The organism is Pandoraea sp. E26, assembly GCF_000681415.1.
Classification (GTDB): domain Bacteria; phylum Pseudomonadota; class Gammaproteobacteria; order Burkholderiales; family Burkholderiaceae; genus Pandoraea; species Pandoraea pnomenusa.
Window position 1 is genome coordinate 15,153 of sequence record NZ_AYXJ01000025.1, and the last position, 25,145, is coordinate 40,297.

The 25,145-nt window shown below is 65.5% G+C and carries 23 protein-coding genes and 1 tRNA gene; 20 read left to right on the top strand and 4 right to left on the bottom strand.

Annotated elements, in window-relative coordinates; genetic code table 11:
- The first annotated feature begins 50 nt into the window (after window positions 1-50).
- Genes W930_RS27625 through W930_RS0115285 form a run of 4 tightly spaced genes read left to right on the top strand, consistent with a single transcriptional unit; the run spans window position 51 to window position 4,713 of the window.
- Window positions 51-1,073, top strand: coding sequence for an ABC transporter substrate-binding protein (locus W930_RS27625; RefSeq protein WP_024788462.1), 1,023 nt, complete (start codon window positions 51-53; stop codon window positions 1,071-1,073).
- A 24-nt stretch (window positions 1,074-1,097) separates the two neighbouring features.
- Window positions 1,098-2,594, top strand: coding sequence for an aldehyde dehydrogenase family protein (locus tag W930_RS0115275; RefSeq protein ID WP_023871767.1), 1,497 nt, complete (start codon window positions 1,098-1,100; stop codon window positions 2,592-2,594).
- 26 nt (window positions 2,595-2,620) lie between these two features.
- Window positions 2,621-4,294, top strand: a complete 1,674-nt coding sequence (locus W930_RS27630; RefSeq protein WP_023595228.1) for a GMC family oxidoreductase — start codon at window positions 2,621-2,623, stop codon at window positions 4,292-4,294.
- A complete protein-coding gene (locus tag W930_RS0115285) occupies window positions 4,291-4,713 on the top strand; it encodes a hypothetical protein (RefSeq protein ID WP_023595229.1) in 423 nt (140 codons plus the stop codon). The genes W930_RS27630 and W930_RS0115285 overlap by 4 nt, the downstream gene beginning before the upstream one ends.
- Window positions 4,714-4,813: 100 nt before the next feature.
- Here W930_RS0115285 and W930_RS0115290 read toward each other — a convergent pair whose 3' ends face one another.
- Window positions 4,814-5,497: a TetR/AcrR family transcriptional regulator gene (locus W930_RS0115290; protein WP_023871766.1), complete on the bottom strand. Its 684-nt coding sequence runs from the start codon at window positions 5,495-5,497 to the stop codon at window positions 4,814-4,816.
- 195 nt (window positions 5,498-5,692) lie between these two features.
- On the opposite strand from W930_RS0115290, the gene W930_RS0115295 reads away from it, so the two are divergent.
- The 12 genes from W930_RS0115295 (at window position 5,693) to W930_RS0115345 (ending at window position 17,366) form a co-directional block, all read left to right on the top strand.
- The gene (locus W930_RS0115295) at window positions 5,693-7,012 is read left to right on the top strand and encodes a hypothetical protein (RefSeq protein WP_023871765.1); all 1,320 of its coding nucleotides are present in this window, start codon (window positions 5,693-5,695) and stop codon (window positions 7,010-7,012) included.
- Window positions 7,013-7,057: 45 nt separating this feature from the next.
- Window positions 7,058-7,714, top strand: a complete 657-nt coding sequence (locus tag W930_RS27635) for a VOC family protein (protein WP_330220679.1) — start codon at window positions 7,058-7,060, stop codon at window positions 7,712-7,714.
- Entirely contained in the window at window positions 7,711-7,971 is a 261-nt protein-coding gene (locus tag W930_RS31140; protein ID WP_330220678.1) for a hypothetical protein, read from the top strand. The genes W930_RS27635 and W930_RS31140 overlap by 4 nt, the downstream gene beginning before the upstream one ends.
- A 28-nt stretch (window positions 7,972-7,999) precedes the next feature.
- Window positions 8,000-9,742, top strand: a complete 1,743-nt coding sequence (locus tag W930_RS27640) for an AMP-binding protein (RefSeq protein WP_023871764.1) — start codon at window positions 8,000-8,002, stop codon at window positions 9,740-9,742.
- Window positions 9,739-10,227, top strand: coding sequence for a thioesterase family protein (locus tag W930_RS0115310; protein WP_023595233.1), 489 nt, complete (start codon window positions 9,739-9,741; stop codon window positions 10,225-10,227). Before W930_RS27640 ends, W930_RS0115310 begins: the two co-directional genes overlap by 4 nt.
- A complete protein-coding gene (locus tag W930_RS0115315) occupies window positions 10,224-11,006 on the top strand; it encodes an Asp/Glu racemase (protein WP_023595234.1) in 783 nt (260 codons plus the stop codon). The genes W930_RS0115310 and W930_RS0115315 overlap by 4 nt, the downstream gene beginning before the upstream one ends.
- A gap of 38 nt (window positions 11,007-11,044) precedes the next feature.
- On the top strand, window positions 11,045-12,196 hold the full coding sequence (locus W930_RS0115320) for an FAD-dependent monooxygenase (protein ID WP_023871763.1): 1,152 nt from the start codon (window positions 11,045-11,047) through the stop codon (window positions 12,194-12,196).
- 103 nt (window positions 12,197-12,299) lie between these two features.
- Entirely contained in the window at window positions 12,300-13,670 is a 1,371-nt protein-coding gene (locus W930_RS0115325; RefSeq protein ID WP_023595236.1) for an MFS transporter, read from the top strand.
- Window positions 13,671-13,964: 294 nt separating this feature from the next.
- Window positions 13,965-15,056, top strand: a complete 1,092-nt coding sequence (locus W930_RS27645) for a mechanosensitive ion channel family protein (RefSeq protein ID WP_023595237.1) — start codon at window positions 13,965-13,967, stop codon at window positions 15,054-15,056.
- A 128-nt stretch (window positions 15,057-15,184) separates the two neighbouring features.
- Window positions 15,185-15,850: a hypothetical protein gene (locus W930_RS0115335; RefSeq protein ID WP_023595238.1), complete on the top strand. Its 666-nt coding sequence runs from the start codon at window positions 15,185-15,187 to the stop codon at window positions 15,848-15,850.
- Window positions 15,851-16,505: 655 nt separating this feature from the next.
- Window positions 16,506-16,718 (top strand): 30S ribosomal protein S21, encoded by a 213-nt coding sequence (rpsU, locus tag W930_RS0115340; protein WP_010806331.1) that lies wholly within the window; start codon window positions 16,506-16,508, stop codon window positions 16,716-16,718.
- Between the two features lie 174 nt (window positions 16,719-16,892).
- Window positions 16,893-17,366 (top strand): WbuC family cupin fold metalloprotein, encoded by a 474-nt coding sequence (locus W930_RS0115345; RefSeq protein ID WP_023595239.1) that lies wholly within the window; start codon window positions 16,893-16,895, stop codon window positions 17,364-17,366.
- On the opposite strand, the gene W930_RS0115350 is transcribed toward W930_RS0115345, so the two are convergent.
- From W930_RS0115350 to W930_RS0115360, 3 genes are all read right to left on the bottom strand, one after another.
- Window positions 17,367-18,383: a glycosyltransferase family 9 protein gene (locus W930_RS0115350; protein ID WP_144347299.1), complete on the bottom strand. Its 1,017-nt coding sequence runs from the start codon at window positions 18,381-18,383 to the stop codon at window positions 17,367-17,369.
- Between the two features lie 350 nt (window positions 18,384-18,733).
- Entirely contained in the window at window positions 18,734-19,597 is an 864-nt protein-coding gene (locus W930_RS30855) for a CsgG/HfaB family protein (RefSeq protein ID WP_023871762.1), read from the bottom strand.
- 540 nt (window positions 19,598-20,137) lie between these two features.
- Window positions 20,138-20,212: transfer RNA gene (locus tag W930_RS0115360), tRNA-Arg, on the bottom strand.
- 555 nt (window positions 20,213-20,767) lie between these two features.
- Between W930_RS0115360 and W930_RS0115365 the strand changes: the two genes are divergently transcribed.
- The 4 genes from W930_RS0115365 (at window position 20,768) to W930_RS0115380 (ending at window position 25,132) form a co-directional block, all read left to right on the top strand.
- On the top strand, window positions 20,768-21,943 hold the full coding sequence (locus tag W930_RS0115365) for a porin (protein WP_023595242.1): 1,176 nt from the start codon (window positions 20,768-20,770) through the stop codon (window positions 21,941-21,943).
- 279 nt (window positions 21,944-22,222) lie between these two features.
- Window positions 22,223-23,023, top strand: coding sequence for a GntR family transcriptional regulator (locus tag W930_RS0115370; RefSeq protein ID WP_023595243.1), 801 nt, complete (start codon window positions 22,223-22,225; stop codon window positions 23,021-23,023).
- A 20-nt stretch (window positions 23,024-23,043) separates the two neighbouring features.
- Window positions 23,044-24,255 carry an ABC transporter substrate-binding protein gene (locus W930_RS0115375; protein ID WP_023595244.1) on the top strand — a complete coding sequence of 404 codons (1,212 nt, stop codon included), beginning with the start codon at window positions 23,044-23,046 and terminating at the stop codon, window positions 24,253-24,255.
- Window positions 24,256-24,259: 4 nt separating this feature from the next.
- Window positions 24,260-25,132 carry a branched-chain amino acid ABC transporter permease gene (locus W930_RS0115380; RefSeq protein ID WP_023595245.1) on the top strand — a complete coding sequence of 291 codons (873 nt, stop codon included), beginning with the start codon at window positions 24,260-24,262 and terminating at the stop codon, window positions 25,130-25,132.
- The last annotated feature ends 13 nt before the right edge of the window (window positions 25,133-25,145 follow it).

Here is a 25,145-nt window from a genome sequence, read left to right on the forward strand (position 1 = left end):
GTGTCGAAGCGTCTTCCTTTTCAGCGCTTTTTTCTTGCAGGAGTACCAGCGTGAGCAGATTGAGCAAACTGTTTTCGGGGCTTCTCGTGTCGGTGTCGTTGCTGGGCGCCGCGGCGCCTGCGTCGGCCGCCGATGATGTCATTGTCCAGCTCGACTGGATCGTGCGCGGCAATCACGCCATGTTCTTCGTCGCGCGAGACAAGGGCATGTTCGCGAAGCAAGGCATCAACGTCACCGCGATCCGCAAGGGCACCGGCTCGGTCGACGCGCTGCGCATGGTCGCCAACGGCAGCGCGCAGTTCGGCTTCGGAGATCTTTCGACGTTGCTGGTCGCACGCACGCAGGGGGCGGCGAACTCAGCGCTGGTCGCCGTCAATCAGAAGAGCCCGCTGGCCATGGTGTCGGTCAAGTCGCGCAAGCCACTTGCTTCGGCCAAGGACCTCAAGGGCCTGAACGTCGGTGTGCATCCGGCGGGTTCGACTTATGTGTTCCTGAAGGCCTTCCTCAGCAAGAACGGCATGTCGCTCGCCGACATCAGGCAAAGCACGGTCGCGCCGCCCTACGAAAATTACCTCGTGATGGGGCGAGTCGACGCGGTGCCCGGCTATATCGATGCGGAGGTGCCGTTGCTCGAGGAGAAGACGGGCGGCCCGGGCTCGCTCTCGATCCTCCAGGCGGCCGACCACGGTCTGAACGTCTACGGATCGGGCGTTTTCGCCTCGGACAAGATGATCGGGGCGAATCCGCAACTCGTGCAGCGCTTCGTGAACGCGTACATGGAGGCGTTCGCCTACGTGATCGCCCATCCCGACGAGGCGGTGGCGACCATCGTGAAAGCCAACCCCGAGTACAAGGGGCAGGAAAAGATCCTCGCCGAGCAACTCGACGCCGATTTCAAGCACACGATGTATTCGCCCGACACGGCGGCCAACGGAATCGGCTGGATCGATGCGAAGCGTTGGGGCGAGATGTTCGACGTTCTCCGAAAAGAGGGCTCCATCGATGCGAACGCGAAAGCCAGCGGCGGCTTCGACATGCAGTTCCTGACGGCGGCCAAGCCGCTGCGCAAGTGAAAGGGGGCGGCCATGACAGCGCGTATGTCCGAAAGCTTGCACGCGGGTGCGACCAGCCTGGTCCTCCCGGCCCATGAGGGGCTCTACTACGGCGGTGCGTGGCATGCCCCGCACGCGGGCCGTTACGTCGATGTCCACAGTCCGGGGGACGGATCGTGCATCGGGCGGGCCGCGGTCGGCGACGCGAGCGATGTCGACGCCGCCGTTGCGGCCGCGCGGCACGGGTTCGCCGTGTGGCGCGACACGCCGCCGCTCGAGCGTGCACGGGTGCTCAGGGCGGCGGCGGTGGAGATGCGCAGGCATGCGGCCGATCTGGCCATGCTCGACGCCGCCGACTGTGGCAATCCGGTGGCCGAGATGGCGGGCGACGTGATGGTCGCGGCGGCGCTGTTCGAGTTTTTCGCCGGGCTCGTCACCGAAATGAAGGGAGCATCGATCCCGATGGGGCCGGACGCCATCGACTTCACGGTGCGCGAGCCTGTCGGCGTCGTGGCGAGAATCGTGGCGTTCAATCATCCCTTCATGTTTGCCGCGGGCAAGATGGCGGCGCCGCTGGCCGCGGGCAATGCCGTCATCATCAAACCGCCCGAGCAGGCGCCGCTGTCGTCGTTGCGTCTGGCCGAGATCGTCGGCGGCCTGTTTCCTCCCGGCGTCGTGTCGATTCTCAACGGCGGGCGCGACGTGGGCGAAGCCCTGGTGTCGCATCCCGGCGTGGCGATGCTCGGTCTCGTGGGCAGCATACCGACCGGCCGCGCCGTGGCGCGCGGTGCCGGCGATCGTATCAAGCCGATGTTGCTGGAGCTTGGCGGCAAGAACGCGCTGATCGCCTACCCCGACGTCGACCCCGATGCGCTGGCCGCGGCCGCCGTGGCGGGCATGAACTTCACGTGGTGTGGCCAGTCGTGCGGATCGACGAGCCGCCTGTTCCTTCACGAGCACCTGTACGACGCGGTAATCGAGCGTATCGCGCACCGTTGCAAGGCGTTCGTGCCCGGTCTGCCGACCGATCCGAAGACGACCATGGGCGCGATCATCAGTCAGGCGCAGCATGCGCGGGTCATGGCATACATCGCGTCGGCGCACGAGCAGGGTGCGCGACTGGTCCATGGCGGCAAGGTGCCCGACGATCCGGCGCTGGCCAACGGCTACTACATCGAGCCGACGGTGTTCGCGGATGTGGATCCCAGCATGCGCATCGCGCAGGAGGAAATCTTCGGCCCGGTACTCTCGATCATCAAGTGGCGCGACGAAGCGCAAATGCTCGCCGAGGTGAACGCGCTCGACTACGGGCTCACTTGTGCCATCTGGACCAACGATCTCGAGAAAGGCATGCGCACCGCCTCGCGGGTCAGTGCGGGCTTCGTGTGGATCAACGAAGTCGGCAAGCACTTTCTCGGCGCGCCGTTCGGCGGCATGAAGCAGTCCGGCATGGGGCGCGAGGAATGCCTGGGCGAGATGCTGTCGTTCACGCAGGAGAAGAACATTCACGTCAGCCTGCGCCGCGTTGCCGCGCAGCCATGATCCTCCACCGTTCGCGAGACCCTGGCATGCAAAGCACTTTTGACTACATCATCGTTGGCGCGGGCTCGGCCGGTTGCACGCTCGCCAGTCGCCTGACCGAAGACCCGGAGGTTCGGGTGCTCGTGCTCGAGGCCGGCGGATGGGATCGCGATCCATGGATTCACATTCCGCTCGGATGGGGCAAGATTCTCACCAAACGGCTGCACGACTGGATGTACGACTGCGAGCCCGAGGAGAATGTTGGCGGGCGAAGCGTGGAATGCGCGCGCGGCAAGGTCGTGGGCGGTTCGTCTTCGGTCAACGCCATGGCGCACGTGCGCGGCAATCGCGCCGACTTCGACCGCTGGGCGAGTGACTACGGACTGCCCGACTGGTCCTACGAGAACGTGCTGCCGTACTTTCGCAGGCAGGAGCGGTGGGAGGAGGGGGGCGATACGTTTCGCGGCGGCGACGGGCCGCTCAACGTGCAGCGATGCCGTTACCAGGACCCGTTGCTGGGCGCGTTCGCCCAGGCTTCGCGCACGGCGGGACATCCGTGGGTCGACGACTACAACGGTGCCGCGCAGGCCGGCTTTAGCCGGCTTCAGATGACGATCCGCAATGGCCGCCGCTGCAGCGCGGCGAGCGCCTATCTGCACCCGGCGCGTTCGCGCCCGGGGCTTCGGGTCGAGGTCGGCGCGCTCGTTTCACGCGTGATCCTCGAAGGCGAGCGTGCCGTCGGCGTGGAGTACTGGCAGAACGGCGTCAGGCATGTGGCGACAGCCGGGCGCGAGGTGCTCTTGTCGGGCGGTGTCATCAATACACCGCAACTGCTCATGCTCTCGGGGATCGGCGACCCTGCGAGGCTGGCGCAGATCGGCGTTCGCACATCGGTGGCGAGTCCCGGCGTCGGTCGCAACCTGCAGGACCATCCGTCGGTGATCGTCATGTATCGTCGCGCAAGTCCGGGACCGTTTCACCGGATGATGCGTCTGGATCGCATCGGCATCGAGTTGATCCGGGCCTACTTCACGGGCAAGGGCTTCGCGGCCGACGTGCCCGGTGGGGTGGTCGGTTTCATGCAAAGCGGACAGGCGCCGGCGCCGAGCGAGGCACCCGATCTGCAACTGTTGCTCACGGCCGCACCGCTGGGGGCGTGGCCGTACTTCCGGCCGTTCAGGCAACCGTTCAACGACGGCTTCGCCTGCCGCACGGTCCTGCTGCATCCGCAAAGCCGGGGCGAGGTTCGCCTGGTCTCGGCCGACCCGGCCGCAAAGGCGCGGATTCACCAGAATTTCCTGTCGACGCCATACGACTGGGCCGCGTTGCGCGCGTCGGTGCGCATGGTGCGCGAACTGGCTGCCCAGCCGAGTCTGGCGCCATTTATCGGCGCGGAGATCGCGCCGGGGCCGACGATGTCGACCGACGCACAGATCGACGCGTTCATCCGCAAGACGGCCATCACCGTCCATCACCCCGCCGGCACCTGCCGGATGGGGGCACTCGACGACCCGATGGCCGTGGTGGACAGCGAGTTGCGGGTAAAGGGGGTGCAAGGGCTGCGCGTGGTCGACGCCTCCGTCATGCCCGACCTGACCTCCGGCAATATCAATGCGCCAGTCATCATGATCGCCGAGCGCGCGGCCGATCTGATTCGTACCGGCGTGCCGTTGCGCGCTCACCCGCGCGCGCATGAGGCAACGGAAGCGGTGGCGGCATGAAGCTCGCGCTCGCGGGACTCGGCAGGCATCGTCTGGTGGTCACCCAGCCGCTGGACGACGCCGAGATCGATCGCCTCGACCGCTTCTTCGAGGTGGCGATATGCGCGCAGGCGATGTCGCGCGCCGCGCTGAGCGAGCAGTTGCGCTCGGCGGCCGCGGCGCTCGTGGGAGAGACCGATGTCATCGACGCGCAGATGCTCGACGGTCTCGATGCGCTGCAAGCCGTGTGTTGCCTGACGCCGAGCGAGCCGCACATGGACATCGCGGCGATGACCCGTGCCGGCGTGCGGGCGATGTCGTCGCCCGACGCCCGGCGCGCCGTGGAGAACCTCGTGGCGGCCTTCGGCTTCGGCAGGCTCGGCGGACGTCCCCCCGATCTGCTCAACCCCGAACTGCTCTGCGATTGTTGCAGCTTCTGACGTCGCGAGGTCCGGCGTACCGCGCGTCTCCGACGGACTGGCGGGGTTGCCGAGGTCCGCGACGTCCCGGTACGCGGCGAGGCGCCGTGCCACTGGCCGACTACGGCTTCAAATGCCGTTCCAGCAAGTCGATGTCGTCGCGCAGCAGCTTGAGCACGCCGGCGGCGCTTTGCTCGCCCAGTTGTCGCCCGGCGTCCTGCTCGACCGAGCGCAATGCCATGTCGGCAATCTGCTCGGCAATTTCCTCTGCCCTGCGCGGTCCCGACGGGGCGAACCACCATGCCGTCCAGTTGCACATGCCGATGATCGAGAAGGCGGCCACCTTCGCGTCCATCACCCGGAACTGGCCGCGCTCGATACCCAGTTCGATTGCCTGCCGGAACTGCTCGAGCACCGCGCGACGCGACTGCTCGGCGAGCTTGCGCTGCTCGGGCGGCAGATTGTCCTCGTTGCGCTCCACCACACGAAATTGCAGCGGATGCGTGAGGATCAGGTGCGCGTGTCGAAGCACCCGGTGCCGGAGCATTGCCGACGGTTGCCGCAAGTGCGCCGGCAGCGCCTCGGACGCCAGTTCCCCGGCCGCTCGCGTGATCACCGTGGTCAGCACTTCGAGAATCGCCTCCTTGCTCTTGAAGTAGTAATAGAGCGCCGGCCGACTCACGCCGACCACGTCGGCGATGTCATTGAAGCTCGTCCCATCGAATCCCCGTTCAATGAACAGGCGCGTCGCCACCTCAAGAATGTTCTCCCGGAGCGCGTCGCTCTTTGTTTGTGCTTTGCTCATGTCGATTGCCTTTTCGGTCTTTCGACGCTCGCGTCAGAAAGCGCCAATAAATTCGAACGATAGCGAAAATCCATCGCCCAGCAAAGCCCGACCTATCTCCCCATCAGGTTTTTTACGCATTCGTCAAAATTTTACGGAAATGTTTACCAATCCGTAAAAATTTGAACTAGTATGTAAAAAAAAGGAGGTGGAACGATGAATCAACAGCGACACGGCCGCGGCGATGGTCTGGGCGCGACGGCGGGTTTCCTGAATACCGACTGGAATCCGCGCGACCTGCCCTTGGGGGCGACCACGCGCAACGTGGTACTGCGCACCGCCGACGGCGCGGCCACGAGCGGCGCGCTTTACGCCGCGGGTGCGTCGGATACGGTGGTTTGCATCATGCATCCGCGCGAATTCATGGCGTGCCATTACCTGATCCCCGACATCGTCGGGGCGGGCTACGCTGCCTGGACTCAGGCGCCGCGCGCGGTCGGCAACGACATGCGCCTCGAGCACGAACTGGCGCTCTTCGACGTGGCGGCGGCCATGCGGTTTCTGCGCGATGCGGGCTTCAGGCGCATCGTGCTGCTCGGTAATTCGGGCGGCAGCGGCCTTTATGCGCTATACGTGCAGCAGTCCGGCCTCGCGCCGGAGGCTCGGATCGAACGCACGCCCGGCGGGCGTCCCACCAGGCTGGCGGCGCTCGATATGCCGGTCGTCGACGGTGTGGTGTTCGTCTCGCCGCATCCCGGACAGGGCGCGCTGCTGCAATCGTGCATCGATCCGTCGGTCACCGACGAACACGACGCGTTGTCCGTCGACCCGACCCTCGATCCTTTCGACGGCGCCAACGGTTATGTGGCACGTCGGGCCGATGCCGATGCGTCGGTGCCGTCGACTCCGCTGTCGACTTCGCCGTCGACCCGGTACGCACCGGATTTCGTCGAGCGCTACCGCGCCGCGCAGACCGCGCGCGTGGCCCGGCTCGACGCGATGGCGCGGGATCTGATCGCCGCGCGCCAGGCGGCCCGCGAGCGTCTGCGGCGCGACGGCGCGAATGCCGCCGCCCATGTGCGCCGCCTGGCCGCGCACACGCCGCTGATGACGGTCTGGCGCACCGACGCCGACCTGCGCTGCTTCGATCTTTCGCTCGACCCGTCCGATCGACGTTTCGGCTCTCTCTGGGGCAGCGATCCATTTGCCTCGAACTACGGTTCGGTCGGCTTCGGGCGCGTGTGTTCGCCGGAAGCCTGGCTGTCGACATGGTCGGGCCTGTCGTCGAATGCGCTGCTGTCGAAGACCGCTTCCGCCATCGTTCAGCCCACGCTGCTGATCGAGTACACGGGCGATCAGGCGTGCTTCCCGAGTGTGATCGCGGACATCCACGCGAGTCTCGGCGCGTCGCACAAGACGCACCGCCGCGTGCGCGGCGATCATCACGGCCGTGCGCTCGCGCCGGGCGAGGAGGCCGGTCGTTACGTTGCCGGGCGCCTGCTGCAGGACTGGCTGCGCGAGACCTTCCCGCAATGACGCGCCCCCGCATTGCATCGAATCCACGAACCCACGAGACCTGAGATGAAGTTGAACGACATCCCCCCGGCCGGCCCCGCGCAGCTCGCGTTACGCTTGCACGGCGTCGACCACACGGCCCGTCCGACCTGGCGCCTGCGAGAGACCGTCGAGTTCTACCGCGACGTGCTGGGCCTGCCGCTCATTCACACGATTTCCGCGCGCGGCTGGGGACCCGCCACGCATCCGGACTTCCTGCATTTCTTTTTCGACAGCGGCAACGGCAGCACCATCGCGTTCTTCTATTACCTCGGCAGCAACGAGCCCGCATCGCTCGCGTGCCGTCCGGGCCGGGCACCGCTGCCGGACGATCATGTGTTCGACGCCACGCACACGGCATGGCTTGTCGACACGCAAGACGCCCTGCAAGCCTGGAAGGCGCGCCTGGAATCGCGCGGTGTGACGGTGTCCGCGGAGACGGCGCACGAGGTGATCGCGTCGATCTACTTTCGCGATCCGAATGGCTACTTCATCGAAATCACGCGCAAGCTGCGTCCGTTGGAGGCCATCGACGCCCGCGACGCCGCGGCCACGCTCGACGCCGCCATGGCCCTCGAAGACGAAGCGCGCGCGGGTGGCGAGCCATTCGCCAGCATCGATGCCGTGTGGCGGCGCAAGGCGGAATGCCTCGCTCAACGTGTGCTTCGGGAGCCCCGATCGTGAACCGCCATTCGCTGCAGATATTCGTGTTGAACGTGCCCGAGTTCGCCTCGCTCACGGCGGCCGCGCGGCGGATGCCGGAATGCCGGGTCGACGACGTCGGCGATTACGTCGTGATTTCCAGCGACGCGCCCATCGCCTTCGAGCGCCGCGCGCTGGGGCTCAAGCCCGCGGTCTGGTATGGGCTGTTCACGGGCGGCCTGAATGGCCGGATAGAAACCTATGAACGCGACATCGTGCGGATTGCCCCGCGCGCATGAGTTCGCGTCAGCTCGTGCAGGAGACAACATGAGCGGTATTCATCACCGTATCGACGGCGTGACGTACTGTCCGCCGGATCTGGCCAGACGCTATTTCGCCTCAGGCGCATGGCGCGACACCACGCTCGGCGACGCCTTGCGCGCCACCGCCGGGCGCGTGCCGGACCGGCCAGCCTACATCAGCGACGAGGCATCGATTTCATTCGCGGCGCTCGACGCCCGTAGTGAGCGGCTCGGTGCGGCGTTGATCGCGCTGGGGCTGCGTCCGGGCGACCGGGCGATCTTCCAGATGGGCACCACCGTCGACACTGTCGTAGCGTTGATGGGCGCCTACAAGGCGGGTGTCGTGCCGGTGTGCGCGGTGCCGCAGTATCGCGAAGTCGAGATCGGCCAGCTCGCGGCGCAATCCGAGGCGCGAGCCTATTTCGTGCAGGCGGATTTCTCGGCGTTCGATCTGGTCGGCTTCGCGCAACAGATGATGGACCGGCACGCCGCGCTGGAACATCTGCTGGTCGCGCGAGGGGCAGGCGCCGCCGAGCGAGGGGCGCAGCACGCCATCGAGGGGCTGATCGACGACATGACGCTCGAGCGCGCCCGCGCCATACTGGCCGACGTGCGCATCGGCAGCGAAGACGTGCTGAGCTTCCAGCTCTCGGGCGGCACGACGGGCGTGCCGAAGATCATTCCGCGTTTTCATGCGGAATACCTGGGCCACGCCCTGGCCTGGATGCGCCACATCGGCATGACCGAGCATAGCCGCATGATCTGGTCGCTGCCACTGCTGCACAACGCCGGTCAGTTGTATGGACTCGCATCGACCATCGCCACCGGCATGACGACCGTGCTCATGCCGCGCGTCGATATCGCCCGCATGCTCACGCTGATCGAGACGCACCGCGTCACCCACGGTCTGTCGATCGGGCCCGTGGCGCCGCAGATGATCGCCTACAAGGACGTTGCCCGCCATGACCTGTCGTCGCTGGTGCTGTTTGGCACGATGAGCCGCGCCGATTCGCTCGAAGCCCACCTGGGCGTGCCGTGCTTCAACCTGTACGGCACGACCGAAGGACTTCTCATGGGCGCCGGTGCGCATCTGCCGGCGGCGCTGCGTCACCACACCCAGGGCCTGTCGGGCTGTGAGGACGACGAGATCCGTGTGCGCTTTCCCGGCACCGACCAGCCGGTCGACGACGGCACGCCGGGCGAGCTGTGTTTTCGCGGGCCATCGAGCCTGCGCGGCTACTACAAGGCGCCTGAAGCCACGGCGCAGACGATGACCTCCGATGGATTCGTGCGCACCGGCGACATGGTGACGGCGCGGATCATCGACGGCGTGCGCTGCTTCGCCTTCGAGGGGCGTTTGCGCGACAACATCAATCGCGGCGGCGAGAAGATCGGCTGCGAGGAGGTCGAGGCGTACGTAAGCCAGCACCCGTCGGTCGCCGACGCCAAGCTCGTCGCCATGCCGGACCCGTTCTATGGCGAGAAGGGGTGTGTCTACCTGATCGTGCGTCCGGGACATGCGGCCCCGTCGGTCGCCGAACTGGCTGGCTTCCTCGTGAGCTGCGGATTGGCGAAGTTCAAATGCCCCGAGCGCGTCGAGGTCGTCGATGAGTTTCCTGTCACGCGCGTGGGCAAGGTCGACAAGGCGTCATTGCGCGCGGCCATCGCCGGGCGGATCGCAGCCGAAACTGCCGGAACTGCCGGAACCACCGGAACCACCGGTGCCGCCGACGTCGCAGCCGTGCACGCCGCGAAGGAGGGCGCATGATCAGCACGGAATATGTCGCGAGCGAGTGCCCGTTCGTGGTGCGTCGTCAAGTGCGCTGGGGCGAGTGCGATCCCGCCGGGGTCGTCTTCACGGCGAGCTTCTCCGACTACGTGATCTCCGTGGCCGAACTTTTCTACGGAGCGTTGTTCGGCGGCACGCCGCAGGCCGTCAAGCACCGGCACGGCTTCGGTACGCCCACGCGCGCGCTCGAATTCGACTTTCGCCGCTCACTCTGGCCCGACGATGCCATCGACGTGACGGTGGACGTGATCGACATCCGAAACCGCACTTTCACGTTGCAGATGACGGCACGCAAGGCCGATGGCGACATCGCGTTCGTCGCACGGCTCACGCCGATCTGTATCCGGCGCGGCGTGCGCGAGTCCATCGACATGCCTGCTGTGCTGCGCCACGCCCTCGAACAGTACCGGGATCGCGTCGCGCAAGCGGCCGCGCCTTCATTCGCAGGAGAATCGACATCATGACCCAACCCTCGCAAGCGTGCTTTCGCATCGGCCAGATCGTGCCGAGTTCCAACACCACGATGGAGACCGAGATTCCCGCCATGCTGCGTGCGCGGGAACGAATGCTGCCGGAGCGTTTCACCTTCCATTCGAGCCGCATGCGCATGCATCGCGTGGTGAAGGAAGAGCTCGAGGCGATGAATCGGGAGGGGCTGCGCTGCGCGGCCGAACTGGCGGATGCGCGCGTGGATGTCATGAGCACCGCATGTCTCGTGGCCATCATGGCGATGGGGCCGGGCCACCACCGACAGGTGGAGGACGACTTGCGGCGCGTGGCACGCGAGAACCACTGCGACGCGGCCGTGATGACCTCGGCAGGTGCGCTGGTCGCCGGACTCAAGGGACTCGGCGCGCGCAAGATCGCGCTCATGGCGCCTTACATGAAGCCGCTCACCCAGGCGGTCGTCGACTATATCGAACATGAAGGCATCGAGGTGCTCGACGCATTGTCGTTCGAAATTCCCGACAACCTGGCGGTCGGGCGCCGCGATCCGATGCAGTTGCTCGATGACGTAAAGCGCCTGAACACGGCCAATGCCGACGCCGTGGTGTTGTCGGCGTGCGTGCAAATGCCGTCGCTGCCGGCGATCCAGCTCGCACAGGACCGGATCGGTCTGCCCGTCACGTCGACCGCGGTGAGTACCGTGCGCCAGATGCTCGACCACCTTGGCCTCGCGCCGATCGTGCCCGGCACCGGGGCGCTGCTCGCCGGCGACCTGCCGCTCGCGCGCATCGCCTGAATCGCGCCAATTCGCATCCACGCACCCAGGAGTCCCTCATGAAAATTGCCGTGATCGGTGGCGGGCCAGCCGGCCTGTATTTTTCGCTGCTGATGAAGCAGCGTCACCCTGCGGACGAGATCGTCGTCCACGAGCGCAATGCGGCCGACGCCACCTATGGGTGGGGCGTCGTGTTCTCCGACATCGCCCTCGCCTTCCTGAAGGAGGCCGACGAGGCGTTCTTTCGCAAGTTCACGGCGCACCATACGCGCTGCGATTACATGGAGATCGTGCACCAGGGCGTGCCGGTGCGCCTGAGCAACAACCATTTCTCGCGCACCTCGCGCATCGACATGTTGGGCGTGCTCCAGCGGGCTTGCGCCGACGTGGGCGTGGACGTTCGCTACGGCAGCCACGTGAGCGACCCCTCGCATCTGCCCGACGCTGACGTCGTGATCGCGGCAGATGGCGTGAACAGTGAAGCGCGCACGCGCATGGCGGCGCATTTCGAACCAAGCTTCGACGAGCGGCGCAACAAGTTCGCGTGGTACGGCACGTCGCGCTTGTTCCACCCGGTGTCGCTGATCTTTCGCGAGACGCCGCAAGGGGTGTTCATGGCGCATGCCTACCAGTACAGCCCCGAGCGCTCGACATTCCTCGTCGAGGTCGATCCGCATACGTGGCGGCGCTGCGGCCTCGATACGGCCACCGAGCAGGAGAGCCGGGCGTTTTGCGAGCGGATATTCGCCGACGACCTTGGGGGCCATGCACTGCTGACCAATCGCTCGAACTGGTTCCAGGCGCGCGTGGTAAGCAACGCCCACTGGTCGCACGGCAATGTCGTGCTGCTCGGCGATGCGCTGCGCAGCGTGCACTTCTCGCTGGGCTCGGGCACGCGCATGGCCATGCAGGACGCGATTGCGTTGGTCGACGCGCTGAGCGCGCATCGCAACGATGTGCCGGCGGCATTCGCTGCCTTCGAGCACAGCCGGCGTGGGGCATCGGACCGGTTCCAGGACGCCGCGCGTCGCAGCCTGGACTGGTACGAGTCGGTCGACAGCCGCATGCATCTCGATCCCGTGAGCTTCGCCTACGACTACATGCTTCGCACCGGGCGCGTGACGCACGAGGACCTGCGCGAACGAGACCCGACGTTCATTGCGCGGGTGGAGTCCGTTGCGGCGCCGGCGTTGCGCGGGCATGCGGCCTGACGGCGCCAGTGGGCACGAGGGCAAGAGGGCAAGAGGGCGAGGGCAATACCCCGAACCCTCCATAAGAAGGGGCGACCACGCCCCTGACACACAGGAGACATTCATGGACAAGCACGGCACCCCGCAGGCGTCAGTCGACGTACGGGACTTCATCAACGCGGCCCCCGTGTCGCGCTTCCAGATCATGATCAGCGTGATGTGTTTCCTGATCGTGGCACTCGACGGATTCGACATTGCGATCATCGGCTTCATCGCCCCGCACATCCGCTCGGAATGGCAGTTGTCGATGGTATCGCTCGGCCCGCTGTTCAGCGCGGGGTTGCTCGGGCTGATGGTTGGCGCGTTCTGCAGCGGGCCGATGGCCGACCGCATTGGCCGGCGGCGTGTGTTGATCCTGTCGGTGGCGTGGTTCGGTGCGGCGAGTGTCGGGGCGGCGCTCGCGCCCAATGTGGCGTGGTTGATTGCCATGCGCTTTCTGACGGGGCTCGGGCTGGGCGGCGCCATGCCCAACGCGATCACGCTGACTTCGGAGTTCAGTCCCGAGCGACGCCGCGGCACGTTGCTCACGCTGATGTTCTGCGGCTTCTCGCTCGGCTCGGCGCTCGGCGGCGTGGTGACCGCGTATCTGGTCGCGGGCTTCGGCTGGCGAGGTGTACTGGCCATCGGCGGACTGCTGCCGCTCGCGTTGGTGCCCGTGCTCTGGCTCACGTTACCCGAGTCGGTGCGCTTCCTGGCGATCCGGGGCGGTACGCAGGCACAGATCGCCGCGATTCTGCGGCGTGTGTCGGCCGCGCGGGTGGGCGCGGGGCAGCGTTTCACGGCGGCCGACGATCGCCTGCCGTCGTCACCCGTGGTGCAACTTTTCCATCGCGATTACCGGCGTGGCACGCTGCTGCTGTGGCTCGCATTCTTCATGAGCCTGTTGTTGCTGTATCTGCTCATCAACTGGCTGCCGATTCTGGCCCAGCGCAGCGGACTGACGCTCAAGCAGGCATCGATGTTCGCCGGACTGCTGCAGGGCGGCGGCGTGCTCGGTGCCATCGTGCTGGGCGTGCTCATCGACCGGTTCCATCCATACAAGGTGGTCGCGGTGGCGTACCTGCTGGGCGCCGTCTCGGTGGCGTCGCTGGCGGTGGCCGACGGCGCGCTGTGGCTCGCGATCGGCATTTTCGTCACGGGCTTTTGCGTGAGCGGCTCGCAAGTGTGCGCCAACGTGATCGCGTCGGCCTATTACCCGACGTCCAATCGCGCCACGGGGGTAGCCTGGGCGCTCGGCATCGGTCGCGTGGGCGCCGTGGCGGGGTCGTTCGGCGGTGCCTTCCTGCTCGCGGCCGGCTGGAGCAACGCCGGCCTGTTCACGCTGCTGGCGATTCCGGCCGCGCTGGCGGCGCTGGGTATCCTGCTCGCGGGCTCGCGCCACGGGCGCGCGAGCGCGCCCGGCGTCGCGGCGCCGTCGGGCCCAGCATTGTCTTGAACGGGTAAGGTCCTCGGGGGCACTTCGCGCGCGGCCCGACGGCGCGCGTTCTTTCATGCATTTGAAATTTTGGGGGCGATGGCGCAACGCGTGAGCGTGGCGTGGATTGCCGCCGCAACGGCGGGGCGAAGTCGCGCGCGACCCGGTCGCGCCAGCGTGCGCGGCGGTTGGGCGACCAATCATCCGACCGTCTGGTCTGCCAGGCATCCGAATGACGTAATGGGCATGCGTCTTGCTCGGGTCCCTCTCGTTAATCGATTTTCGATTCCGGTTTCGACGAAGAGGAGGACACGTTTGCAACTCGGTACGCTGACACCGCTGAAGGCTTTCGAGGCTGTTTCGCCCGTCGACTGGGCGTTCGCCGCCGCGGCCATGCTGTTGACCTACGCCGTGTTAACCGGTGTGTTGCGTCTTGCGGTGGGCCGCTTCGGTGCGCTCTCGCGCCGCATGAAATCCCAGGCCGCCGGCATGATCGTCGAAGTGCTCGGGGCAACACGGCACTTCGTCCTGCTGGTTGCGGCCTTGCTCATTGGCCTGAAGATGCTCGATCTCGGTGACCGGTGGGACACCGCCATCGTCCACGGATGGACGGTCCTGTTCTGCCTGCAACTGGCGCTCTGGGTCAATCGGGCGGTGAGCGTGTGGTCGACGCGGCGACTCCGGCATCGCGAGTCCGTGCCGGACAATCCCGTCATCGTCACCATGACGGCCTGGACGGTGCGCGTGCTCGCATGGGCGGTTCTGCTGCTGGCAATGCTGGCGAACTTCGGCGTGAATATCACCGCCTTCGTTGCAAGCCTGGGCATAGGCGGCGTGGCCGTGGCACTGGCCGTGCAGAACGTGTTGAGCGATCTGTTCGCGTCGCTTGCCATCGGGCTCGACAAGCCGTTCGAAGTCGGCGATTTCATCGTGTTCGGCGAGGTGGCGGGCACGATCGAGCGCATCGGCCTGAAAACGACGCGCATTCGCAGCCTGAGCGGCGAGGAGATCGTGTGCGGCAACACCGAACTCCTCAAGAACACCTTGCACAACTACAAGCGCATGGTCGAGCGACGCATCGTCTTCACGTTCAGCGTGAGCTATCACACGGTGCCGGACAAGCTCGCCCGGGTGCCGGAGATGGTCAAGGCCGCGGTGCAGGCGTCGGACAAAACGCGCTTCGACCGGGCGCATTTCAAGCAGTTCGGTACCAGCTCACTGGATTTCGAGGTCGTGTACTTCGTGCTCAGCCCCGACTTCAATCTGTATATGGACCTCCAGCAGGACATCAATCTCGCCCTGATGCGCGCCTTCCTGAAGGCGGACATCCGTTTTGCGATTCCGGCCAGCGTGCAGTATTTCGCCCAGGCCCCGGAGCCTCCCGAAGCCGCCGCCGTCGTGCACTGAGCCGCGCGCCGCATCGCCTGTCGGCACGGTCATTGCGGCGTGGTAGGATCGATCGCAACCACGCGCTTCGATGCGTGGCTTCGATCCAATCCGGACTCGTCGCGTGACGAGGAATTCAGGAGGCCAGCATGTCTGCAGAACAGAAGACGTCGCATCGGGGGTTCACCATCATTACCGTTCTCGAGCGCCTTTCCAAGGGCCGCGCACGGCTCTCGGCCAAGGTGCTCGCCAGCGACGAAGACCACAAGCGTCGCCTCGGCGGCAAGAAGTTGCTCCAGGCCAAGCGCTGGTTCGATCATTTCGCCGACGATCTGGCCGCGCCGGTGATCGCGGGACTCAAGCACACCATCGACCTCGAACTGGCGGCGGCGAAGACCCCGCCGAAGACGGCGAGCCGGCCTTCGGACGCCAAGGCGGGCAAGGGCGGGGCAACGGCAAAGCCGATGAAGGCGTTGAAAGCGCTGAAGGCCGCCAAGCTCGCCAAGCCGACAAAAGCCGCAAGGGCGGAGAAGGCGGAGAAGGTCGCCAAGGCTGGAAAATCGGGCAAGGCGGATGCCACGCCGAAGGTCGGGAAGGTCACTAAGGTCACTAAGGTCGCGAAGGTCAATGGCGCGTCGAAGGTTGGCGCTGCGCCGACCTCGGGAGCCACATCGGCAGCGAATGCGGGCGCCGGCAAGACCGGGCTGCGCAGGACCGCTCCGGCCCGCAAGCGAACCGATATGGCTTCGGCGTCTCCCATCGGTACACCGGCACCGACGCCGGTCAGGCGCGCCTCGGCGAGAAGCGCGGGTTGACGCGCTACGGCCTGAGAGGCTGACGGCCGGCGCCCCCGGGACGATTGGGTGCCGAGCATTATCGATTCGTTATCCTGACTGAATTTTTAGCGGCGCACGCCACTCCGGCGGAGCGCCGTTTTTCATTGAAACGTCGAAGCGCCGCACATGGGGGCGAGAAACGGCCGTGACGCATGGGCCTCGCGTGATGACCGTTATCATGCCGCGCGAAGTCGTCCTGACCTGCACCGCATAGGTCCTGCATTTACAGCGACGGGAGCGTCGGCGGGGTCCGTCGCGCCTTCGCGTCACCCAAAATGGGTGCATTGCGCGCGCATTCTGTGTATAATCACGACCTTGTCCAAAAAATGGGCATTGCGGGAAGTGGCGCTCACTGACGAACGATGAGAATGCCGCTTCGCCATCAATCAACCGTTCAGCCAGTCTGGAAGGCGCGATGCGGGGTTCACGCGACAGTGGGCCGGGTGTCGAATGCCAATCGGGAGATCGCAGAGGAGGTGAGTCGCGGTCCCGCCGGATGTGGTGTAGTGCAGTCCGTGGCAAGTCCGTTCGTCGCGCCTGGCAGGAGATGTCTCCGGCAGGGCGGGGAAGGGTGTCTTTGCGCGGTAAATTAAATATGCGGCTCGGTTGAGCCGATCACTATTCGAGATATTGCATGACCAAGATCGTTATCAAAGACGGTGAACCCGTTGAAGTCGCACTGCGTCGTTTCCGTCGCGCCATCGATGGCACGGGCCTGATCAAGGAAGTCAAGGCACGCGCTGCTTACGAAAAGCCGACGGCCGAGCGCAAGCGCAAGAAGGCTGCTGCCGTGGCCCGTCTGCGCAAGCGTCTGCGCAGCCAGACCCTGAAGAAGAAGATGTACTGAGCACGCCATTGCGCCGACGCGGCGCAATGTGTGCAAAGTCAAAAAACCCGCCGCGAGGCGGGTTTTTTTATGGACCGAAGGCAGGCGCGGGGCTGCGAGCCGATTTGTTAAACTTGTGCCCCCCGCGGTCTTGTCGAGAATGATCGGCCGCCGACTTTCCCCCACTATTCCCCTATGAAAACATTGACCTTTGCCGCGCTCGACGCCCTGACCCAACAAGCCGAGCAGTCGCCTCGCGCGCGTATGAACCAGAACCTGCACGACGCGCTCGACGAGCCGATCCAGCGTCTGGCGATTGCGATGGAACCCTCGACGTATATCCGCCCGCACCTGCATCACCACACGTGGGAGTTGCTCACGTCGCTGCGTGGCCGCCATATCGTGCTGACGTTCGACGCGGCGGGCGTTGTGACGGACCGTTGCGTTCTCGGCGAGGACACCAGCGTGGTGGAGACGCCGCTGGGTGTGCATCACACCGTGCTGTCGCTGGACCACGGCGCCGTGATTTTCGAGGTGAAGCACGGTCCTTACCGGCCCTTCGTCGAAGCCGACTACGCCGCCTGGTCGGCCCCTGCCGGGACGCCGGAGGCCGCGGCGTTCATGGAGTGGGTCAAAACGGCCAAGGTCGGCGAGCGCTGGGCGGCCTGATCAGCGCGTCCATCCCTGAAATTCGGTGGCCATGGCGATCAGCGCCCTGGCTGCCGCGTCGACGGACCCGGGCCGGCCGTCGCGAGGCCACGGCATGCCGCAGTCCTGCTCGTCCCCTGTGTCAGCGATACCGAAACGGGCGGTATCGAACGGTTCGAACGGTTCGAACGGACCGTGCGGTTCGCGCTCTGGCATTTGTACGGTGGGCGTTGTCAACTGCCAGACCGGTACGCCCAGGCCCTGCGCGAGATGTGCCTGTGGCGGTTGCAGGGAAATGACCAGATCCAGGTTGTCGGTGAGGGATGCCTCGTCGGCCAGATCGTCGAAGTCGGCGCGCCAATCGATCCAGTCGATGGATGCCGGCAGTGCGATGTCCGCCTCGCCAGGCGCGCGCTGCCCGAGCGGAACCCAGGATACCCCGGGCACGCGCAGCAGCGGCGCGAAGTTGACCTGCCGGCGCGCGCCCGGATGCGGGCCGACGCCGGGGGGGATGTCGTCGTACCCCGCGAAGCCAACGCACAGGCCATGTTGCGCGGCGGCGGCGAGCCGGTCGCGCCAATGCCGCGCGGCGGTCATGGTCACGCGCAGGTGGGGGCGGCCGGCATGTGTTGACGCCGCCTGCGGCCCCAATGCGCGGGCCAGCGTACCGATCGGGCAGCGAAGATCCCAATCCGATACGTCGCGCGGCAATCGGGAAATCACCACCACGCGTTCCCCCATCGACCATTCGACGAGACGGCGCACGTTCGCCGGTCCGATGAAGCCCACCTTGCGAAATCGCGCGGACGCCATTTCCAGGTATCGCAGCTGACTGACGAGATCGCCGTCATGGCCGCTGCCGATGACCAACAGATGCCGGTGCAGCGTGTCCCCGCCACCGGTCCATGTCGGGAGCGGGCAATCAGGGTGCGGGCTGAGGGCGGCGCCGACCCGTGCCCAGGCGTGAGCGATGGCATCGGGTTGGGGGCGGGTGTCGGACATCGGGACGTGTATGGCACGCTGCGGAGGCTTCGTCATGCGAATCCTGGCATCGATCAGGAATGGGGGGCGACGATATCGGCGGGGCGGTGGCGGTATTCGGACACGGAAACCCGACGATATGACGCCGGCGAGGTGCGCAGGTGGCACCTCAAAAATGATAGTTCAGCAGAATCGTCGAACTGGCCGCGTGCGTTTGCTGCCGGGGCGAATTCGTTTGCTGGACGGCAAAATATTTGAGATTCGATGCCGGTGCGCGGCGAGGGGGCGCTCGGGATCGGATCGGCCTTGGGGCGGGGAATACGGCGCTTTGCCCGAAGGGTCCCTGCCCGAGAGCGCGCAAGTGGCGGTCCTGGGCAGGGAGGCGGCAAGCGCTGCGCTGCCTTGAATTACTTCTTGCGGCGCACGGCCTTTTTGGGGCGCGGTGCGTCGTCGTCCTGGACGGTGAGCTGGCCGCCCGTGCCGAGGCCGCCGGCGACGGTTTGTTGCTTGTAGTTCTTCACGGCGCGCACGACGTTGTTGTACGAGTCGGTGAAGGCGGCAACGATCACCTTGCCTTCCGCCGTGTTCGAGTAACCGCCGAGCGAGCCGCCGGCCGAGCTGCCGACGATGCGGCCGAGGGCGCCGAAGTCCATGGCGCTCGCGCTGCCTTCCGCGGCGGCGATCTGCACGCTCGAGCGGTTGTCGATGACGGTCAGCAGCGTACTGGCCTCCTTCGAGTTCATGCTGCCGGCCAACGCGCCGATGGCCGAACCGATGCCGCCCGGCAGGAGGCCGGCGATGCTCGCGCCCGCGCCACCGGCGTTATTGTTGGTAAACGTGATGGACGGGCTAAGTGCGTAGTCGGCCGACACCATCTTGCCTTTGCCGAAGTTCGACTTGTTGCGCAGTTCCCCTGACTGCTGCAGGGCGCGCTCGCCCATGACCGTATCCATGCCGCGCCCGCGCTCGACCACAACGAAGCAGTTCGACTGCTGAACGAGCAGCTTGAGCACGGGCACGGTGGAGCCGAGCTTGTACTGGCCGGTCAGGATGCCGTACCACGGCGCCGTAGTGTCTTCGATGACGGCGAGCGTGCCCAGCGGACGGTCGCATTTCTCGAGGGTTTGATTGGCGTTTTCGGCGTTGGCGCCGCCGGCCGATCCGGTGGCGGCTGTCTTGGCGCTGCTGCTCCCCATGTTCATGGTCGAGCACCCGGCCATGATGCCGGCCGCGACGAGCAGGCCGGAAATTTTTGCGAGATGGTGTGCCATTTTCCTAGTCTTCAGATTGTTGTTATGGAAATTCGCGGCGCTGCCTTACTCCTCATGCGGGGAGTTTCGGCCAGGTCGGTGACGCCGCCGTCGGTCAGGAGTCGGGAAATCAGGAGTAAGAAGCAAATTACGATAGGACTCCTACGCTGAAATGCCTCGTAAGAGCATTCCGCGCCGCATGCTAGCACGCACTTCAAACGCGTATTACCTATTAAAAATCATGGGGATTACGAAAGGATTAGTGAGATGCCTTTCGACGGATGAGGTAAGGATTAGGGGGAAACCATCGGGGGGCGAGTCGCATTTGTCGTTGGGATACCGAACGACATTAAGGGCAAGCTCGGTGAACGGTCGACGCGGGAGGGGGCCGTTTCACCGCACTGGGGGAAAGGCCGGAGGGAATGACCGGAGAGAGGCGAATGCCAGCCGAATCGGCGACCGACGCATCGAGGCATGCGTGGCATCGTGCCAAAACCGCATCAGCGTGGGTCGTCGATTTGTCGCGGCGTTGCCGCAGCCAAGGCGGAAAGCCTTGCTTTTTGGTCCCCCCGACAGGAATCGAACCTGTATCTAGCGCTTAGGAGGCACTCGTTCTATCCATTGAACTACAGGGAGGGAGCGGACGCGATCCACTCAGAAGGGGCAGAGTATAGCAAAAACGCCCGGCAAGAAGGAATGCGTCCCGATTGGCCGCTCGTCAAGCGTGTTGAAGCCAGCCATCGCCCGCTCACGTCGTCTCGCGGCACCGAGCGGGGCTCGGGAATTTCCCGATGGAACAACCGTCTTCGGCATTTGTTCCATTGACGCTACAAATTGGTCCTCCTAGAGTCATCGCCATGATGACTCGTCTCCCATCCTCCTGCGTGTTGGCGCGCGTTTCGAAACGTGCGTCGTATCGCGTCCTGCGCGAATAGTCCGTCGCACCCCCAACGCGTAGCGCCGCGACCGGTTTCGCTTCGCGTGATTTTCCCCTGTCGCCCCATGCCTGACGACGCGCCCGCTGACTGCGCGTCGCGGTGTCGTGCGCCCTGACGTCCGAGCCTCCCGCAACGCCGCATCGGCTTGCAGCGAGGCGCCGGCGTCCGGCGCCGAGGGGAGGCTGTTTTCCCGAATCGCAGCAAACCCAAAGCCCGAAGTCCTCACGCCCTTCAAGCCAAGACCATAAGACTCATGAAGACCACTCAACGCAAAACACTGAAATCGCTAACCCTCGCCGGTGCCGCGCTGGCGCTGACGACCGCCGCGACATCCGCGCTCGCGCAATCGAGCGTCACGCTCTACGGCCTGATCGAAGGTGCTGTCGTCTCGCAGAATCACGCCAGCCCTGACGGCGGCCGCGTCTATTCGCTGAACCAGTCCGGCGAGGGCTTCCTGTCGGCCAGCCGTTTCGGCCTCCAGGGCATCGAGGACCTCGGCGGCGGCATGAAGGCGCGCTTCGTGCTCGAAAACGGCTTCAATTCGCAAGCCGGAACGTTCGATCAACAGGGGCAACTCTTCGGACGCCAGGCCTTCGTCGCATTGCAAGGCGGCTGGGGTGAAATCGCATTCGGGCGTCAATACACGGGCGCCGTCGTGGCGATCTCCATGGTCGATCCGATCTTCATCGGTGCGCCGCCCACGAACTCGTGGCTCGTTTTCCTCACCGGCCAGCGCTATAACAACGCGCTCACCTGGACGAAAAAATTCGGCCCCTTCGGCGTGAACCTGCAATACGCCTTCGGCGGCATCGCAGGGCAGGGCTCCGCACGCTCGTCAGCCTCGGGCGGGGTGTCGTGGGAGCAGAACGGCAACGTCTTCACCGGACAGTTGCAGCAGACGCACGACTCGCAGAGCCGTACCGCGAAAACCTGGTCGCTCGGCGCCAAGGTCAGCTACGGACAATGGAAATTCCACGCCGACTACCTGCAAAGCCAGCGCGACCCCGGATTCGACGTGACCAACGGCGGCGTCGACTACGCGTCGATCACCAACATGAGCACCGCCGCAACGCCCACCACCGTGGCGGCCATCGGCTCGGTCTTCTCCGCCGCCCGACGCGATCAATTCTTCACGCTCGGGGCGAGTTACCTGCTCAACCCGTCGTGGCAATTCATCGCCGCCTACATGTATGACAACACCAGTGCCGTGAACTTCAGCGGCAAGCGTCAAACGCTGTACGGCGTCATCGACTACTTCCTCTCGAAGCGCACCGACGTCTATTTCGCGACCGCTTACGAACGCGTCGACGGCGGCTGGGCGGGGCTGTTCGGCACCTCGACCACGAACTGGACCGGAGGCAACGGCGTGAAGCTCAACGGCTACGATAACCAGATGAGCTATTACGTCGGCTTGCGTCACCGCTTCTGAGCGGCCGCCGGGCGCCGCGGGTCGTACGCCCGACGCCCGTCCTGCGGACGGGCGAGCGGGACGCCGCGCGAGCCCGATATCGCCGCCGCAAACGCGTGCCGCGCAGCTCACGAGCCGTGCTGCGCGGCACCGTGAAGGTCCTTGTTCCGCCTGGGTTTGAAGTGCCTCCGCGCATCGCCGGAAAATCCTCGCACAGGGCTTAGGTGTTTTCCCGATGGGACATTTTGTCTGCTTATTTGTTCTATTGACCGGACATTATGACACTTCCAGAATCGTCGCATGGATACCCCACTACCGCTGCCGAAGTACCACCAGATCTACCTCGTGTTGCGCGAGCAACTGCAGGAGGGACGTTTCGATCGCGACGGCGTGCCCGGCGAGCACCTGCTGGCCGATCAGTTCAGTGTGGCGCGCATCACGATCCGCAAGGCGATGGAGATGCTCGTGGCCGATGGGCTCGTGGTGCGCCGCCCCGGACTGGGGACGTGGCCGCTGCATGCCGGACAACGCACCGGCGGCGGCAAAGGCCCCGGTATCTCGCGTGAGAAGGCGCACCTGACCGGTCTGCTCGAGAACATCGTCAACATGGGCCTGCGCACGAACGTGGCCGTGCTCGAATCGTCCGTGGTCGGTGCGAGCGACGCTGTGGCCGAGGCGCTCGCGCTGACCCCCGGCGCTCCGGTCTACAAGAGTGTTCGCGTGCGCAGCACGCAAGCCGGCCCGCTGTCGTACATCACCACGCACGTGCCGAAGGACATCGCCGAGATTCGCAGCGACGACCTCGAACGCAAGCCGCTGCTCATGCTGCTCGAAGAGGCCGGCGTCGAACTCGGCGGCGCGACCCAAACCATTTCCGCGCGCCTGGCCGACGCCGTCGTGGCGCGCCACCTCGACATCGCCGTCGGCTCCGCGTTGCTCGCGGTCACGCGCCTGGTGCGCGACGTCGCCGACCGCCCCGTGCAACTGCTGCAAGGCCTGTATCGCCCCGATCGCTACCAGTACCAGCTTCAACTCTCGCGCGTCGGCGACATCGACGCCAAGGTCTGGGTCAGCGAAGAACTGTCTGCCCAATTCCACTGATCAAGTCCGGAGACCCACACATGAGTTCGCGTCGCACGTTCCTGCGCCAGTCCACCGCCATGGCCGCTCTGGCCGCCACCTCCAGCGCGCCGTGGTTGGCGCACGCCGCCGGAAAACCCGTCAAGATCGGCGTGCTGCACCCGGTCACCGGCGCACTTGCCTATTCGGGCCAGCAGTGCCGCCTCGGCGCCTTGCTCGCCATCGAGGACATCAACGCGGCCGGCGGCATCAAGTCGCTTGGCGGCGCGCCCATCGAGGCCATGCTGGGCGACGCGCAATCGCGTCCCGAAGCCGGTTCGGCCGAAGTCGAGAAGATGAACGAAGCCGGCGTGTCCGCCATCGTCGGCGCCTACGCGTCGGCGATTTGCCTCGCCACCACGCAAACGGCCGCGAAGTACGGCTTGCCGCACGTGGTCGACGTCGGCGTCGCGGATCAGATCGTCGAGCGCGGGCTGACCAACACGTTTCGTTTCGGCCCTGGGTATCGCATGTGCTCGATGCGCGCGGTCGACGATCTCGCCGCGCTGAACAACGCGGCAGGCAAGCCGGCGAAGACTGTGATGATCGTGCACGAGGAATCGCTCTTCGGCACCGGCACGGCGGCGCTGTTGCAGAAGGAACTTCCCGCGCGCGGTTTCGAGATCAAGGAAGTGATCAAGCACGCCAATCCGACGCGCGACTTCAACAATATCGTGCTGCGCATGCGCTCGGTCAATCCGGACATCGTGATTCCGGCGAACTACTACAACGAGTACGCCTTGCTGCTGCGCGCGATGAAACAGCAGAAGGTGCGTCCGAAAGCGATCTACTCGGTGCTCGGCGGCGCGGCCTCGAGCTACAAGTTCCTCAAGGAGTTCCCGGACATCGCCGACGGCATCATCGACTGCAACCACTGGTTCAATCCGAAGGACCCGCGCGTGGCGACGCTCAAGAAGCGTACGGAAGCGAAGGGCGCCTATTTCAGCTACGAAGTGTTCATGACGTACACGGCCATGATGCTGCTCGCCGACGCGATCGAGCGCGCCAAGTCGGTGGATCGCGCGGCCATCACGGCGGCGCTCGCATCGAGCACGTTCAAGGACCACCTGATGCCGTACGGCCCGACGAAGTTCGAGAAGGGCCAGAACCTGGGCGCCCAGCCGCTGCTCACGCAGGTCTCGGGCGGCGACATCAAGGTCATTCTGCCGGACAGCTACCGTCAGGTCGCGCCGGTCTTCCCGCTCAAGGCCTGACGTGATGTTCGACCCGGTCATTCTCCTGTCGGCCGTGCTCAACGGCCTGACGACCGGCGCGGTCTATGCGCTCATCGCGCTGGGCCTCACGCTGGTCTACGGCGTGCTGCACATCATCAACTTCGCGCACGGCGCGGCGTTGATGGTGGCGCTGTACGCGGTCTGGCTGCTCAAGGAAAAGCTCGGCATCGACCCTTATGTCGCGCTGCCGTTCGTCACGCTGGGCATGTTCGCGCTGGGCTACGCGCTGCAGCGCGTGGTGATCGAGCGAGCGAGCCACGGCAAGGACGAGAACATTCTGCTGGTCACACTCGGCCTGGCCATCGTGCTGGAGAACCTGGCACTCGTGTGGTTCAAGTCCGACACCCATACGATCGACACGCCGTACACACTGGCCACGGTCGACGTTGGCCCCGTCATGCTCGCCGTGCCGAAGCTGATCGCATTTGGTGGGGCGCTCGCCGCGGCGGCCGTGCTGTTCTGGATCATGCGCGCCACCGATCTGGGCCGCGCGATTCGGGCCGTCGCCAAGGAAAAGCATGGCGCGAAGCTCATGGGCATCGACGTGGAACGGGTGTACGCGCTGTCGTTCGGGATCGGCATGGCCTGCGTGGGCGCGGCGGCGTGTTTTCTCATGCCGGCGTACTACGTGAACCCGCAGGTCGGCGGCGGTTTCGTGCTGGTGGCCTTCACCATCGTCGTGCTGGGCGGCATGGGGAGCTTCGTGGGTGCGCTGGTGGGTGGCTTGCTCATTGGCGTGGTCGAGTCGCTCGGCGGGCTGTGGCTCGGCGATTCGCTCGGGCAGATGGGCATCTTCGCCATTTTCATCATCGTCGTGCTGCTGCGTCCGCAGGGGCTGTTCGGTGCACGGGCATGAACCGGGGGAGCAG